Annotated in this window: 9 protein-coding genes; 3 read left to right on the top strand and 6 right to left on the bottom strand. The window is 62.1% G+C overall.

Annotated elements, in window-relative coordinates; all coding sequences use genetic code 11:
• Positions 1-85: 85 nt before the first annotated feature.
• The 5 genes from HMPREF2874_RS00900 to HMPREF2874_RS00880 all read right to left on the bottom strand — a co-directional run bounded on the left by HMPREF2874_RS00900 (position 86) and on the right by HMPREF2874_RS00880 (position 7038).
• Complete coding sequence (locus HMPREF2874_RS00900) at positions 86-958, bottom strand: anchored repeat-type ABC transporter permease subunit (RefSeq protein ID WP_070648519.1); 873 nt, start codon at positions 956-958, stop codon at positions 86-88.
• Entirely contained in the window at positions 955-1830 is an 876-nt protein-coding gene (locus HMPREF2874_RS00895) for a metal ABC transporter ATP-binding protein (protein WP_070648517.1), read from the bottom strand. Before HMPREF2874_RS00895 ends, HMPREF2874_RS00900 begins: the two co-directional genes overlap by 4 nt.
• Positions 1827-2900, bottom strand: a complete 1074-nt coding sequence (locus HMPREF2874_RS00890; protein ID WP_070648515.1) for a choice-of-anchor M domain-containing protein — start codon at positions 2898-2900, stop codon at positions 1827-1829. The genes HMPREF2874_RS00895 and HMPREF2874_RS00890 overlap by 4 nt, the downstream gene beginning before the upstream one ends.
• Before the next feature lie 93 nt (positions 2901-2993).
• A complete protein-coding gene (locus HMPREF2874_RS00885; RefSeq protein WP_070648513.1) occupies positions 2994-4748 on the bottom strand; it encodes an anchored repeat ABC transporter, substrate-binding protein in 1755 nt (584 codons plus the stop codon).
• Positions 4735-7038 carry a TIGR03773 family transporter-associated surface protein gene (locus HMPREF2874_RS00880; protein WP_070648511.1) on the bottom strand — a complete coding sequence of 768 codons (2304 nt, stop codon included), beginning with the start codon at positions 7036-7038 and terminating at the stop codon, positions 4735-4737. Before HMPREF2874_RS00880 ends, HMPREF2874_RS00885 begins: the two co-directional genes overlap by 14 nt.
• A 260-nt stretch (positions 7039-7298) precedes the next feature.
• Here HMPREF2874_RS00880 and HMPREF2874_RS00875 point away from each other — a divergent pair, with 260 nt between their 5' ends.
• The gene (locus HMPREF2874_RS00875) at positions 7299-10271 is read left to right on the top strand and encodes a choice-of-anchor M domain-containing protein (protein ID WP_070648509.1); all 2973 of its coding nucleotides are present in this window, start codon (positions 7299-7301) and stop codon (positions 10269-10271) included.
• 226 nt (positions 10272-10497) lie between these two features.
• Here the strand turns inward: HMPREF2874_RS00875 and HMPREF2874_RS00870 are convergent, their stop codons facing one another.
• The gene (locus tag HMPREF2874_RS00870) at positions 10498-10941 is read right to left on the bottom strand and encodes a DUF4190 domain-containing protein (protein WP_070648507.1); all 444 of its coding nucleotides are present in this window, start codon (positions 10939-10941) and stop codon (positions 10498-10500) included.
• 301 nt (positions 10942-11242) lie between these two features.
• Here HMPREF2874_RS00870 and HMPREF2874_RS00865 point away from each other — a divergent pair, with 301 nt between their 5' ends.
• On the top strand, positions 11243-11527 hold the full coding sequence (locus tag HMPREF2874_RS00865) for a pyrophosphorylase (protein ID WP_049342976.1): 285 nt from the start codon (positions 11243-11245) through the stop codon (positions 11525-11527).
• A gap of 296 nt (positions 11528-11823) precedes the next feature.
• A partial coding sequence (locus HMPREF2874_RS00860; protein WP_246823735.1) for a DUF6531 domain-containing protein occupies positions 11824-16018 on the top strand: 4195 nt, incomplete at its 3' end.

The following is a 16018-nucleotide window of genomic DNA, read 5'->3' as shown; positions in this document are numbered from 1 at the left end:
AACAGGGAGTGTTAAATTAAGCGTCTTTATTACACGGAGTGTTCTCTTTGGTTCTTAAGGCTTAAGCATGGGGCCTCTTGAAGGCTTAAGCCGCTGCCTCCGAGCTCTGCTTGAGCTGGGCGCGCGCTCGAGAACGAACCGCCGTAACCGCCCAGACCAGCACAAAAGCCGCCACCATCGACAGCACAATCGTGCCACCGGTCGGCAGGTTAAACGCCCAGGACAGGTATAGGCCGACCACCGAGCAGATACCGCCGAACACCGGCGAGAACACCATCATCGACCCCAGTCGACGACAGGCCAGGCGCGCTGCCGACGCGGGAATCACCAGAAGCGCCAGCACCAGCACGTTACCGAGGGTCTGTAGGCCCAGCACCACGGAAATGGTCACCAGAACGTACAGCACAATGTCCAGGGCGAGCACCGGCAGGCCCATCGCGCGGGCACTCTCGCGGTCCAGGCTGACCGTCACAATCTGCCGGTGGAACAGCCACAGCACCAGCAGAATCACGGCGCCCATGATTGCGGCGTTGGTGATGTCCTCATTCGAAACACCCACAATCGAGCCGAACAAGAAATCCTGCACCGACCCCGAATAGCCCGGCGCCAAGGAAATAATCACAATACCCAACGCAAAAGAGGCGGCGAAGAAAATACCGATGACCGAATCCTCGCGCAACCGCTGATTCTGGCTAAAAATAGCCACCAGAATAGCCGTCACCACGCCCGCGGTCAGGCCGCCCACCATCAGGTTGCCGCCCAGCACGAACGCCACCGCAAGGCCCGGGAACACCGAGTGCGCCACCGCATCGCCAATGAAGACCATGCCGCGCATCATCACGTGGCAGCCCACCACACCCGTCACCACCGAGGCCAGCAGCACCGCAGCCAGGGCGCGCGGAAGGAACGCCAGGGACGGGTTGAACAGATCGGCCAGAAAATCGAGAGGAGTAATCAACGGGAACCCCCGGTAGAAGTAGCAGTATCAGCGTGGGCGGGGGAAGAAGCGCAGGAATCCGGCAGTTCGTGGCCGTACTCATCCAACGCACCACCGGCACAGGTGAAGCCCGTGCGGGCGTGGCCCTGCGCCTCCTCAATGTCGTGGCCGTGCAGCCACGTGTGCAGCTGTTCCAGGCTGAAGGAGGCCGCCGGACCGTCCAGGTGAATATTGCCGCGCACACCGCACAGGCGCGAACAGGATTCGCGCGCCGCCAGCATGTCGTGCGTGGACATCAGAATCGTGATGCCCTCGTCCGCCAGCTCGCGGTACAGGCGGGTCAGCGTGGTCTGGGTGGGGGCATCCACGCCCGTGAACGGCTCGTCCAGCAGCAGCAGGGAGGGGCCGGCCGCCAGGGCACGCGCCAAAAGAACCCTCTGGCGCTGACCACCGGAAAGCTCCGCAATGGAAGCATCCTGCAGGTGCAGAACATCGGTGCGTTCCATCGCCGAAAAGACCTGCACCCAATCCTTCTTCGCCGGGCGGCGGAAGAACCCAATCTCACGCACGCGGCCGGTCATCACCGTATCCTTGACGGTCAGCGGAAAATCCCACTGGAACTGGTGCTTCTGCGGCACGTAACCGATGTGCGCACGCGCCGCGCGGGGCGACTCACCCAGCACCCGAACCTGCCCGGACGCCGGGCGAATCAGGCCCAAAATGGTGCGCAGCAGCGTGGTCTTACCGGCACCGTTGGCGCCAATCAGACCCGCAAACTCGCCGCGCTCCAGGGTCAGGGACAGATCCTTGAGGATGGAACGGCGCGCGTAGCCCGCGTACAGGTTTGAAATCTCTAGAACGGGTTCAGTACCCGCTGTTACCGGCGCGCTCACGAATGGTCACCGCGCACTTCATCCAGTGCTTCACGCTGCGCGGAGGAGCGGCGACGGACCGAAAGGAAAACGCCCACGGCAATCACGGCTGCCACGCCTGCGGCAATAGCGCCCCAGGGGATAGTGAACTCTGCCTTGTAACCGCTCTGGTCGCTCGCCGCGGCGGCGGACGAAGAACCCGAAGCCTGAGTGCCGGCAGCCTGGGAAGCAGAGCTAGACGAAGCATCGGAAGAGGCAGAACCGCGCGCCTGCGCCTCCATCGCGTACAGGGTATCGGCGCTCGCGGAGTCACCCACCGCAAACTTCAGGTAGCGGGTATCGGTCACGGTCGAACCGTCAGAGAGCTCGGCGCTCGCGGTGACCTTCAGCAGGTACTCGCCGGGGGCGGTGAACACCCAGTTCGCGTGGGTGTGGGTGTTCTTCTCAACCCACAGCTTCTGCGGCTCGCTCTTGGTCGAAGACCATAGCACCTGCGGTGCCGAGAAGTTGCCGTTCTCCAGGTACAGGCTGAACGTGCCGGGGCCGCTCACCTGCTCCAGGGTTAGGTTTACGCCGCGGTTCAGCTTGGACACCAGCTGCGGATCCTGCGTGTTCCAACCCGGCCAAATCACGCCCTTGGTTTCGGTCTGCGGAATGACGTACACCTTCGAGCCGGCGGGTGCGCCCACGAAGGAGTAGCGCGGGTCGTTCGGCACCTCAAGGATCGCCTGGTCGCTACCGCGGTAGATGACCTCGTCCAGGCTGCGCCAGACGGGGGTTTCGCCGTGGTCGTCGTGGAGCATGAGCTCAAACTTGCCGTTGTTGAAACGCGGACCCATATCCACGTGACCGGCGGAGATTTCAATGCGGCCGGATGCGACCGGCTGCTCCGCCGACAGGGTCTGGGTGAGGGCGCGATCGCCGCGGCTCAGGTTGCTGTCGCTCGGCTGAGCCGAGGCGCCCTCGGTGGTTGCCTCAGCGGTTGCCTGGGTGGTCTCCGCGTGTGCCACACCCAGGGGCGCGAGCATGAGGCTGGCGCCCAGAGCCAGGGCTGACAGGCTACGAGTAGAGCGGGTGGTTGAGTTCATCATGAGGACTTCCTTGAATCATGACCTAGGTGGTGTGTGAAAGATTATCTAATGCTGATACGGCTATATGAGCTTGTGGATAGCTTAAAAACCGGGTTACGAGGAGTTAGTATCGGAGCAGCTAGCACCCGAAGAATCGCCGCCAGAACTAGCCCCAGAACACAGCGCAATCGTGTGAGCATTCGCCAACATCATCTGCGCGTAGTGGGGAGCCTGCGCATCCAGAGTGTCCGAATAGAGCACCCCGGTACGCACCTGCGCCTCCCGCGCCAGCTCCGTCAGAACCGGCGAACGCATCGCCGTGGACTTATCCAGATAAATCGCCGGAACCTTCAAATCTTCGACCGTGCGGCGCAGACGCTGACGCTGCTGAATACTCGGCTCGCCGCTCGCGCTGGCACTCACAAAACCGGCAATGTGCAGCCCGTAGGTGCTCGCCAGGTAGCGGTAGCCGTCGTGCGTGGTGACCAGGTTGCGCGCCGCCTCCGGCAGGGCCCCGTACACCTGGCGCAGCTGAGCGTCCAGGGCATCGAGCTCCTTGACGACCTGCTCGGTGTGCGCCGCGTACTCGCTCGCACCCGCCGGATCGGCGGAGGTCAGCGCGTCACGAATGACCTGCACGCTCGCCTTCGCGTTCGGCACCGAATGCCAAATGTGCGGGTCGATTTCGCCGTGCACGTGCTTGCCCAGAACGGCCTGCGCCAGCAGGTACACCTGGCCGCGATGCTCCGAAGCGCCCGAACGTAGGAAACGGTAGCTGCCGCCCGCGGGCACCTCCTGCAGGGTGCGGGAGGGGACCGCGACCACGGTGCGGTTCAGCTCGTACTCGACGGCACCCTGCGAGGAATCCGCGCGGAGCACGAGCCTGCCGTCGCCGGTGCGCGCCGTAATATCGGCGTGACCTGCGGAAAGAACCTTAACCTCGGCGGCGGGTACGTTCTGCTCCTTCGCCAGGCGGTCCACCAACTGTTGCGGATCGCGGCCGACCGCGCAGTACAGGGTGCCGCGCGAAGAACGCACGGACTCCGGGGCCTTCACCGAGGTGGCGCTCAGCTCAATGGCGTACTCGCCGGCGTCGCTAAACGCCCATGACAGGTGCGTATGCGCCTGCAACGGAAGCTCCAGCGAACCCATATCGCCGGTACGGATCGCGGTGTCCCCCTCGCGGGTGAGGTTCACGCCGCGCGCATGCGAATCGCACAGCATCTCCACCGCGCCGAAGGTCTGTGTAATGAACGCCGCCAGCTGCGCATTCGAGGAATCGGTGGCGGTGCGCGCCCGCACGCTCTGCACCTCAAAACGCATGCCGGCCTCCGAAGAGTCGGCGGGGGCGGACTCGTTCTGCCCGCCCTCCTCAACGCGCAAACCCAGCCAGATGGAGTCCAGGGAGGCATCCTCAACAATGGCTTCGAGCTTGCCGCCGTACTGCTCAATCTTCTCCGCAACCGCCACGGACACAACGCCGGCGGGCAGGTTCGCCTCAACCATTTTGCTGAGCTTGCGCTGCTCCAGTAGCAGGCCGTTCGTCAGGGCGCAGCGGGCGTAGGCGACATCGCGGATATCGCGCAGGCTCGGCTCATACGAGTGCGGGTCAGCACCGGCGGGCACTAGGGAGTGCACGCTGGCGCGGTCACCGGCAATCTGCTGCGCCAAATCCGCCAGGATCGGGGTTGTGGCGACCACGCGCATCCGGTCGGAGGAGGCGTTCACGGTGGTGGCGCATCCGCTCAACGCGAAGGCGCCAGCCCCCACTCCGGCACCTGCCGCGATACGGGAGGCGAGAGCGAGGGCGGCGCGTCGCGTATAGGCGTGCGAACCCTCGCCGGCGGTATGCCCGCTATGCGGTGTCACCGCGGCGTCCCTTCCGGCGTGCCGAACGCAGAATCATGGCGCCCAGCGCCAGGGCAAGAACCGAGGTGCTGACCATGAACGGGTCGATGACCACACCGGTGTTCGGCAGCTTACCCGCGGCGGCCGCCTTCTGGGCGGTGGCGAGCTCCTGGCTGGTCAGGGCGCAATCCTCGCCGGATGCGGTCTTACCGACGATGCGCACCTTGGATCCGTCGGGCTTGGTGACGATGCCGGTGGCTTCGTCAACGGTGCCGTTGAGCGGGTTCTTGGCGGTGCTCTTCTCGCCGCCGGTGGCGCCGTTAGCGTTGCCGCCGTCCTGCTTGGTGCCCGCCGCACCCTGGCCGTTGTCGCTGGTCGGGGCGTTATCGGGGTTGCCGACGGTGAAGTGCAGAACCGATTCGCTGCTGACCTGCTGGCCGTTCTTCAGGCGCGCAGTCCAGCCAATGGTCACGGTGTAGCGACCCTCGGCAGTGAACACCCAGTTGCTGTGCTGGTGAGTGTTCGCGGGCACCTGGAAGGAGCCGCCGCTACGCGAATCGAAGACCTTCTGACCGGCGGAACCGAAGTTGCCGGAGAGGAAGGTAGACATGGTGCCGGGACCCTCAAAACCGTTGAGACTCATGGTGACGGGGCCGTCGAGCTGCTTGAGCAGTTCGGGGTCCTGGGTGCTCCAGCCGAGCCAGGGTACGCCCTGCTGCTGGGTTGCGCCGATCATGTGCACGGGGGTGCCCGCCGGGGCGATGTCTTCCATGCCCGCGGGCAGGTTGAGCTTCGCGGCGTCATTGAGCACGAACTCGAGGGCGCCGGGGGAGACGTGGCGGGCGGGGCTGGTGCGGTCGTCCTTCACGCTGCTGGTGAGGTTGCCGCCGTTGAGCACGGGGCCCACGTCGAAGTGGCCGTGGGTGACTTCTTCACGGCCGCTGTGCTCGGCAGCGTTAACCACGGCGAGGGTGGGGATGCTGGTCGGTGCCTGGGCTGCCTGGTTGCTCTGCTTGCTGTCTTTCTGGGCGTCCTTGGAGTCCTTGGCGTCTTCGGCGGGAACCTCGGTGGCGATGCACTGCTGGTTTAGGCTGCCGGGCAGGCCGGAGGAGAGGATGCCGCCGCCGCTGTTGTTGCCGGGTGCGGTGACGTTCTGGGCGTTGGAGCCCTTCACGCTGCGGGAGTTGCCGCTCTTGCTGCCGTCCTTGTTTTCACCCTTGTCAGAGCCGTTATTGGTGTTGTCGGTGCCGCTGATGGCGGTAACACCGGATCCGCCCTGGGATACCTGCTCACCATTCGCGGCCGCCTTCGCGCCGTTCGGGTCGGTCACCTGCGCGGCGTTCTGACCGTTCACGGATGCGTCCACGCGGCGAATACCGGTGGATGCGCTCGCCTCAGCAGATGCACTCGCCTCGGCACTTGCGGAGATAGATGCGCTGGGGCTGCTGGTGGCGCTCTCGGTGGCGGTGGAGGTCGCCTCGGGGGTAGTGGTTGCCTCGCTCGTGGCGTCCTTGGTCGCTTCCTTTGCGGCGTTCTGCGCGTTCAGGAGCTTGAAGCCGTCCTCAGCGTTAGTGCCCACGGCGATGGTGTAGGTCGCCTCGGAGCTGACCGGGGTGCCGTCGGCAAGGGTTGCGGTGGCGCGGAAGGTCAGTTGGTAGATGCCGCGGCGGGTGAATGCCCAGCTGAGGTGCTCGTGACCGCCAGAGGTGATGGTGTGCGGTGCGAGCTGGTCGTTGGTGCTGAAGACGCGCGGGTTGTCGCGGCCGGATTCGGTGAAGACTTCGGCGCGGCCGCCTTCGGGTACGCTGCTGCGCACGAGTTCAAGGTTGATGGTGTTGTCCTTGAGTGCGCCGGGGCGGATTCCTTCCGCACCGAGGCCGGGGTAGAGCAGGCCGCGGGTGCGGGTGGAGGGAATGTAGAAGATGTCGGTGCCTTCGGGGGCAATGTAGTCGTAGCCGGCGGCGACGGTGGTGTGTGCGTCCTCGACGTCGGGCAGGTGGAAGACGGTGCGGGCGGGGTTGAATCGTCCCTGCTGGCCGGGGGCGGTGTCTGCGAGGGTGCCGAGGGTGAACTGGTTGCCGTCGAGGAAGGCGTTGAGCATTTCGGTGTGCACGCCCGCAATGACGTAGTCACCTTCGTAGTTGACGTAGGTGCGCGACTCGGTGCCCGCCTGGGCACCGGTCTGGTTTTCCTGCGCCTGTGCGGCGGTGAAGGTGCCGGCCTGGGGGAGGGCGAGGGGTGCCCCGAGTGCGAGGGTGCATCCGAGGGTGGTTGCGCTAAGTAGGCTCAGGGGTTTGGTGCGTCCTTGCATGGTGGCTCCTTGGATGACTGCTCGTTGGCTGGCGCGCTTGCCCGGTGCTTGTCCCGGCGACCTGTTGCCGGGGTCCGGGGTTTGCCGCGATGGCGGGTGCGCTCTGCCGTGTTTTCTCTTTGTGAATGTACGTGGTGTGCGTTTTTGGGCGCGCCTCTGCGCACATGTGTTTCTGAGAATCACTATACTCAGTTAGGTTCTGAATGACAATTATTTGCAAAAGCGCTACGCTAAGAAAGAGAAAAATGAGAAAGGTTGTCATGAGCTCTCAGAAGCAGACCCAACGACGGGTCACCACACACACTCCCGCGCTCTTCATCCCCGGCGGCAAGCCCGCCCTCCGCCGCGCCGCCGCATTCCTCTCCGCCGCAGCACTGCTCGCGCTCGCCGGCGCAGCCCCCTCCATCCCCGCCGCAGCGGGCCCCGACGACGGCAAAATCGTCACCACCAAGGGTCACGTCGACGCCCCCAAGGCATACTGGGACGAGCAGAACGGCACCTTCGTCCTCATGAACGAGGCGAACCCCTACAAGACCGGCGCAGACACCTACGAACTGGACAAGACCGTCAACTGGGTCGGCAAGGGCTACAGCGGCCGCGACGGCAAGTCGCAGTACACCATGACCCTGGGCGACTCGCCCTCCCTGGCGTTCCTTGGCGAGCCCGGCCAGACCCTCTACATGGCACCGCACCTGACCTCCGGCAACCAGGACCCCATCTGGGCTGGCCTGGGCGCCTCCGCTAAGGTGCCCACCGAACGTTTCCGTGACGGCGTGTTCGCCACCGACATCCTTTCTGTTGAGGGCCCCGGCCGCATGGAGCTCTTCCGCTACAACCCGGACGACGCCCCCGCCGACGTGTACCGCATGCTCTCCAGCAGCTCGAACGGTTGGCACTCCTGGCTGCTCGACAAGGGCAGCCACACGCACAACACCACGACCTTCACCCGCCCCGGTCGCTACGTGGTCACCTACCGCACCGTGGCGCGCTCCACCGACGGCCGCATCATCAGCTCCAAGCCGTCGAAGCTGGTCTGGCAGGTTGGTGGCATGCAGCCTACGCTCGGTGACGGAACCCCCACCGCCGTGCCCACGGTCGACCGCTACAACGCGGCACCCGTCGGTGACCTGGACACCGCAAAGTACGTGCTGTCCGTGGCGCCGCACCGCCTGGACGCCGACCCGGCTAAGAACAAGGACGCTGACGATAAGCTCAGCGACATCACCTTCACCGCCGCGAACAAGAACCTCAAGGGCACCCTGACCCTGTACAACAACGGCTACTTCCTGACTGACCTGCCGGTCGTGAACGGTACCGCCACCTGGTCTGAAATGCTCGGTAGCGAGGGCTCCCAGTTGCAGGCGGTCTTCACTCCGGACACCTCCGATGCGAATAGCGCGGAGGCGTCCCGCTGGATCTCGCACAAGCTTGCCTACGAGCCCGGCAAGGCTGAGAGCGTGTACAGCGACGACGGTAACGGCTCCTGGCCCGAAGAAATCCCGGACGAGGCGAACACCGTGCTCAGCACCGAGCAGTACACGCCGACCAGCATGGACTACGACGTGACCGTCACCCCGAACGGCAACGGCTTCAGCACCGTTGAGGTGCGCTTCAAGGACCCGAAGGTGCGCGGCTTCATGCGCGGCGGCTTCTACGCCCAGGACGACCCTGTGTACCCGTACCTCGACCTGGAAGGCTCCGTCGAGGATGGTGTGGCGCGCTTTACCTTCCGTGACGAGTCGTTCTACAAGGGCACGGCTCTGCGCGTGAAGATGCTGACCCACCCGGATATGAACGCTTCCGCCTCCACCACTGAGGTTGCGGCGAACTACGAGCCGGGCACGAAGTACACTGCGCACGGTGCGTTGGCTCCCGATAGCGCGCCGATTGCGGATGCGCCGAAGCCTGCTCCGGTGGATCCTTCGCCGAGTGCTGAGCCTACGGTTGCGCCCTCTGCTGAGCCGAGCGAGGCACCCAGCAGCGAGCCGAGCATTGCGCCCACGACCTCGCCGAGCGAGGTTCCGAGCGTGCCCGCAGTGCCCAGCGAGCCTGCGCCCTCCAGCCCGGCTCCGACGACTCCGGCACCGTCTAGCCCCGCGCCCGCGAACCCGACCCCGAGCGCACCGGCGCCCTCTGCTCAGCCGTCCACCCCCGGAACCCCGGGTCACCAGTGCGTGCCCGGTCAGATTGATGGCCGCGCCAAGATTTCGCACGGCCACCTGGACATTCAGGCGACCCTGAAGGACCGCCAGCTGTCCGTGGGTCTGCGCGACGACAGCGGCATCATTGACGCCGATTCGACGGTGCGCCCGCTTGATTCGGTCGTGTGGACGGTCAGCGAGAACGCCCGCCGTGTACGCACCGAACGTATGGCTGATGAGAAGCTGAACTTCATGGGCCCGGTCGGCACCGCCTTCTACGGTCTGCCGCAGACTCAGCAGAGCGGCCTGCCCTGGCCCGGCTACAACACGCAGGATATTGACTACAGCCAGCTACGCGGCCCGGTGCGCCTGCACGTGGTGCCGAAGGTCATGCCGCAGGGTGCACGCTTCGGCATGTTCACTGAGTCGCTGAATGGTGCGGATGTGCTGCTGGATTCGACGACCGGCAAGACCACGATCGACATTGATTACGCGACGCACGCGCACGCGAACTGGGTGTTCTCTGAGCCCGGCCAGTACATGTTTGACGTGCACTATTCCGCGACCCTGGCTGATGGTACTGAGGTGAGCAGCCCGGTGCAGCAGCTTGCGGTTGCTGTGGGTAAGAAGGCGTCGGATGCGTGCTCGTTTGAGACTGCCGTGCCGAAGGACCCGAACGCTGAGTCGGATGACTTTAGCGGTGTGCGCCGTGTGGATTCGGCAACCCCGGGCGGTGCTGGCGGTAATGCTGGTTCCGGTCAGGCTGGCCAGTCGGGTCAGTCGGGTGCCGCGCAGTCTGGTCAGTCCGGTCAGGCTGGTGCTTCTGGCGCCGCTGGTGACGTGAACGCGCAGGGCTCCTCTGACGGTTCGGCTGATGGTTCTGCTGGCGGCGTGTACCCGGGTGGTGTCTCCGGCGGTGGTACCGGTGGCGGCTCCATGGGTCAGTCCGGTGTGTCTGCTTCTTCTGGTGGTGCCCAGCAGGGCGGCCTGGCGCGTACTGGTTTTGGTGCGGCGTCTGTGGCTGTGGGCGGTGCGCTGGTGTTGGGTGCGGGTACTGTGATGGTGCTGCGTTCTCGCCGCCGCGCCTCCTAGTGTTCGCTGCGTGAGGACACGCTGATACGGTGAAGCCCCCGCGGCTGAGAGGATGACTCTCGGCCGCGGGGGCGTTCCTGTGTGGTGCTCCAGGATTTATCCGAACGGTCCAGATACATAACGCTCACGGAAGATACGGTTGAGGGGCGCTCGCAGGCACGGCGACTGCCGCACGTGCGAACGCCCCCCATCACACAGAGTCGGTTACTAAACCAGGCGGACCGGTTTACTTATCCATCTCGTAGACCCAACCGCCGGCGTTGCAGTAGCGCTTGCCGTCCTTCTCAGTGATGGAGTAGCCAGGCTCGTGGTTCTCGCACTTCTGGATAACCTCGCGGGCCTCTCGGTTAGACTTCTCAAGGTTCGCGGCACGAATCTGGAAGAAAGCAAACGTAGCAATGTACGCCACCAGAACCAGCACGAGGGCAGTAATCGCCATACCCTTACCCTTGCCGGTGCCATTCTTGACCATGACCAGAGCAATCACTGCGAAAACAATGGTCGGGATGGTTAGGAACGAACCAATGACAAAGATGCCGGTCAGTGCGGAGATGATGCCCAGGACCAGTGCGGTTACTGCCGCCCACTTCTTCTTCGGTGCCTCGGCGGGTGCCTGCTGGGCGAATTGCGGCTGCTGCGGTGCGGTCGGCTGCGGGGTGTTCTCAGACATGAAAGTCCTCATTTCGTATGTGGTTACGAGTTGCATGAATGTGTGCCCTCTAGTGGAGTGGCATATATCTCATAGAATACCGTACACAAGGAAGGTTCTTGGCGAGATGGGAACAAGCTTGTCTATCTACTAAGATGCGGTATCCACTGTTGGAAATTTTTCCTGCATGGGGATGTTGTGGGCGCTTTTTTATATGAGATGGTGTAGTGTTCAAAGTGGTGCGAAGCACTAAAGGTGCGTATTTGATATTCGCGTGTCTAATGCACATCTTCCGGCAATTCATCGACGAAAGAGGATCACCGTGTCTGATCGCGTACTCTCATCGCAGGCAGCCAAGGATGCTATTACTGCTCTGCAGAACATCATCAACGGCGGCCTGCAGAACGAGATTAATAACCTCAACCAGCAGGGTAACCAGCTGAAGGACCCCAACAACTGGGACGGCCCCCTGGCTGAGCGTTTCCGTAATGATACCTGGCCCGGCGTAGAAAACACCCTGCGTAACCTGACTCAGGAACTGACCGACCTGCGTGAGCAGCTCAACCAGATTTCTACCGATATTTTCCAGGCAGGCGGCGGCGCCTAAGCCTCCCCTGGTGAACGCCGTTTACCGCCCCGATCCCCGGTTATGGGGCGGTGTGCGGTAGGCGGCGTTTTCTGTCATTTGGCTTCAACACACGTTACTTCCAGGCATGATGTACGTGCCTGTCTTAACGTGTTTAATCACCCCACTTCCGCACTTAGATACTTTTCAGAGGTTCTATCATGTCTTCCGGCCCGAACCCCCCCTACGCTAACAAAGAGGACGTTGTTTTTAATAATGAGGTCTCCGATAATCTTGCTAAGGCGTGCCGCAAAGTAGCGCAAAACATTGAAAATGCTATGCCTGGGCTCAAGTCCTCTTTGACGACTGCTCTTGAGGACTTTGAAGGACACTATGCGGACGTCACCGCCTCTAATATTGATACTGCAATCAGTGATGGTCGTGATATTGCCACCGTCTTCCGTCAGTTGGCTGGTGTGGTAGACAACCTTAAGGAAGCGGCTCACAGGGAGCAGGCGAACCGCCAGAAGGCTCGTGAATACGAGAGCGAGTGGTTTGGTCTCCACAAGGCGTGGGATGACTTCTGGGGAAATGCTCCGGCTAAGGCAGAGCCGTATATTCCAGATACAACAATTAATACTAAGTCGCTGGGTACTCGGGAGAATACTGAAACTCGTTCGTCGGGTATGGCTGTTTCTTCGGCGCGCCCTTCGACTGTTCGGGACCTCTCTACCACCTTGGGAAATCTCGGCACTGAGTTTGGCTCTGAGCCCGGCAATATTCGTAGCCTCGCTGCTGAATTTGCGGCTAAGTGTCAGTGGGGAACCATTGACGCTGAAAATCTCATCAGCACGTTTGAATCGTGGAATCAATCGAACGCCAACGATAAGACCTGGCTGGGTATTGTAGCCGATACCTTCAAACAGGCCGGCGGCAATGGTGAGATTAGCACCGTCTCGAATGAGACATTGGACAATGCGCTTGCTGCAGTGAATGTCAGTACCGAACGACCTGATTTGGAAGTTCCTGCACCGGCTGTTGTGGGTAAGCCTGCCACCAGCGGTTATGCGAATGATCCCGTGAACGTTGCGACCGGTAACTTCATCGAAGAAGAGACCGACATGGCATTCTCCGGCGTGGTTTCTGCCTGCTCTGTAACTCGCATGTACAACAGTGTGACCGTGTTCGGTCAGCACGCTGTATCCGGCGTGTTCGGCGCTGGCTGGTCCTCGAATATTGAGAGCCGCGTGCAGCTGAACGCTGAGAATGCTGTCTGGACGATGCCTGAAGGTCGTGAGGTCACCTTCGACCGAATGATTCGTGAGGACGGCACCCACGGCTATGCTCGTGCTCCGCGTGAAGCATGGTGGCTTGAAGAGCTACCCCTCACTCAGCTGACGGGTGAAGAGGGCTCTATTGCTGACCCTTCCCTGCGTTATATTTTGCACGCGACGGGCTATGAAGCCTCGTCTCTGCTGCGTATCTCCGACAACTCTGGAACCCAGCACATTTTTAGCCTCACCGGTATTTACCTGGGCATGAGCGCTGGGGCGGGTACTGCTGTCGCATACCTGCACGATGAAGACGGCCGCGTTGGCGCTATCATGCATCAACGCGGCGCACGTATCAACGTGGAGTACACCGAAGGTGGTCTTGTCGGTGCTATTCATTCTTCTCGCGGTCAGTCTGTGCGTTATGAGTACGTCACCCTTGATGGTCGTACTCACCTGTGTGCTGTGCACGGTGATGCTGGTACCCGCCGTTATGAGCACGACGCTGCTGGCCTGATTCATCGTGTGGTGGCTAGTACCGGCACTGTTGAGGTGACGAACTACTACGACCCGACCGGTCGCATTACTGAGCAGGACACCGAATACGGTCGTCGTGTTCGCTACCGCTACCTGCCGAACGGTATTACTGACGTTGCGAATGAGGATGCCTCCTACACGAACCTGTGGGTTAGTGACCAGTACGCACGCCTGACCGCTATTGTTGACGCGGAAGGCGGGCGTGCTAGCTATGGCTACGATGACTTTGGCAACCGCGTGAGTGTGGTGGACCGCGATGGTTCCCGCACCACTCGCTACAGCGATGAGCGCGGCCGTATTATTCGCGAAATCACCGATGAGGGTGCAGAAACCCTCTTCGCGTATGACGAGCATGACCGCGTAGTCTCCGTGGCAATGAGTGCTATTGAGACGGACCCGCGCGCTCGCCGTGCCGCTCGCCTGGCTCGTCGTGCCCGCCTGGAGGCTGAGACCCAGGGCCGCACCCTCGATGAGGCTACTTCGGGGCAGGAGTCTGCTCAGAGCCCTGCCGTGAGCCCGATGACTACGGTGACTTACGAGTACGCGAATGATTTTGAGCGTAACCCCTCTTCTATGACTGATGGCAACGGTCATGTGACCCGTTTTGAGTGGGCTGATGGCCTGCTGCAGCGCGTGGTGAGCCCTGAGGGCGTTACCGTTTCCTTGGAGTATGACGAGTGTGGTCTGCTGACCGGTATTCGTAATGCTGAGCAGCAGCTGACCCGTTGCGAGTATTCTGCTGCGGGTCACCTGGTGAAGATTGTTTCTGCTCTTGGGCTGGAGACTGAGTTCACCTATGATTCTGCCGGTCACATGGTGTGCCGCCAGGACCCGGATGGTTCCCGCTGGCGTTTTGAGTACGCTGCTGGCGGTCGCCTGGTAGCATCGGTGGATCCTGCCGGTGCTCGCACCGAGTATGAGTACGGTCCGAGCGGTGACATTGTGGCAGTGGTTGACCCGCTGGGCCGCCGCATGGAACGTTCCTTTGACACGAACGGCAATATTGACCGCATTACCCTGCCGGGTGGCGCGCAGTTCAGCTACGCCTACGATGGTTTGATGCGCCTGGTCCGCACCATTGACCCCGCCGGTGGCGTGTGGACTCGCGAGTATGATGCCGCAAGCACTCTGACCGCGTTGATTGACCCGACCGGTGTGAGCGTACGTACTTCCGTAGATTCCTCGCGCAAGACCTTCACCACTAACGATGGTGTTGACCGCGTGCGTATCTCGTGCGACCACCTGGGCCGCCCGGTGCGCAGCGAGGTTCTCCCCGAGGATTCTGGCCCGCAGGTTAGTGCAGATGCGGACGACCCGACTGTCTCCACGATGGTTTATGACGGCGCGGGTAACCCCGTGCAGGTACTGGACGCTGAGGGCGGTCTGAGCCGTTACGAGTACAACGGCTCGAACCAGATGGTGCGCATGGTTTCTCCTGCGGGTCGTGTGACCGAGTACAGATATGATGCGTGCGGTCGACTGGCTGCAACCTATGAGGCTGCCGGTACTGCTGAGCAGTCTGTGACTCGTTACGAGTACGACGCTGATTCCCGTCTGATTCGCCAGGTGTACGGTGACGGTTCTGAGGCGCGCGTTCGCTATGACGCGTGCGGTCGTGTGCTGTCCATTACCGGTTCCGGTGTGGCTTCTCCGGTGTTCTACACCTGGGATTCTTGTGGCCGCGTGAAGAGCATCCGCGATAACAAGTGGGGTACTCGTTCGTTCACCTATGACGCCGCTTCTCAGGTGGTTGCGGTGACTAATGGCGCCGGTGGCGTGACCCATTACCGCTATGACGAGGCGGGTAACGTTACCTCCGTGATGGACCCTGCCGGTCGTATTACCAGCTACGAGTATGATCTGATGGGTAATGTTCTGGCGGTAACGGATCCGCTGGGTGTGCGCACTACCTCTACCTATGATGCTGCCGGTCGTCTGCTGACCAGCACTGACGGTAATGGTGCTGTACATTCCTTCGGTTATGACCGTGACGGTGTTCCCTGTTCCCATTCGGTGAATGGTTCTTTGCTGTACCGTATGGAGCGTGATTCTGCGCGCCGTACGATGACGACTTATGATCACGCGGGTGTTGATGCGTTTGGTGCTCCCGTAGTGACGGTTGAGTCCTACGACCGTTTGGGCCGTCTGGTCCGTCAGCGCCGTGAGTTTGGTGCTCAGATTCCGCAGTCTTTCCGTACCGCGTACATGGATGAGACCGGCGGCTATGAGCTCTCTTACGCTTACGATGCTGACGGTCTGCGCACTGAGTTTGTGCACCCCCTGGGCTCGAGCGCTTATGCGTATGATGCTGCTGGTCGCATGGTCAAGCAGACTGATACCACCGCGTATCGCCTGGATGGAACCGCTGTTACCTCTGAGTCTCGTGTGGAGTCTTCCTTCGAGTACAACGCGGTAGACGCGCTGGTGCGTGCACAGGTGTCTGACTTGGCGGGTACCTGGGTTCGCGAGTTCGGTTACCGTGGCGCGCACATGACCTCTGTGACTGAGCAGCCCGCTGGGGCAGACTCTTCTGAGGTTCTGCATACTGAGATTATTCGTGATGATTTGGGCCGTATTAGCGGTGTGGATTCGCCTGCTGGCCTGGTCATGTACACCTACACTGACGCGCAGATGCTCTCTTCTGCTGTTCGCGGTACCGAGACTCTGCGTTGGGCCTATGATGCCGCTGGTGCGCTGGTGCGTGTTGAGTACTTTGATAGCGCCC

This window comes from Rothia sp. HMSC068F09, assembly GCF_001812775.1.
Taxonomy (GTDB): domain Bacteria; phylum Actinomycetota; class Actinomycetes; order Actinomycetales; family Micrococcaceae; genus Rothia; species Rothia mucilaginosa_A.
Note: the sequence above shows the minus strand (reverse complement) of the source record. Positions and strands in the feature narration are given on the sequence as shown.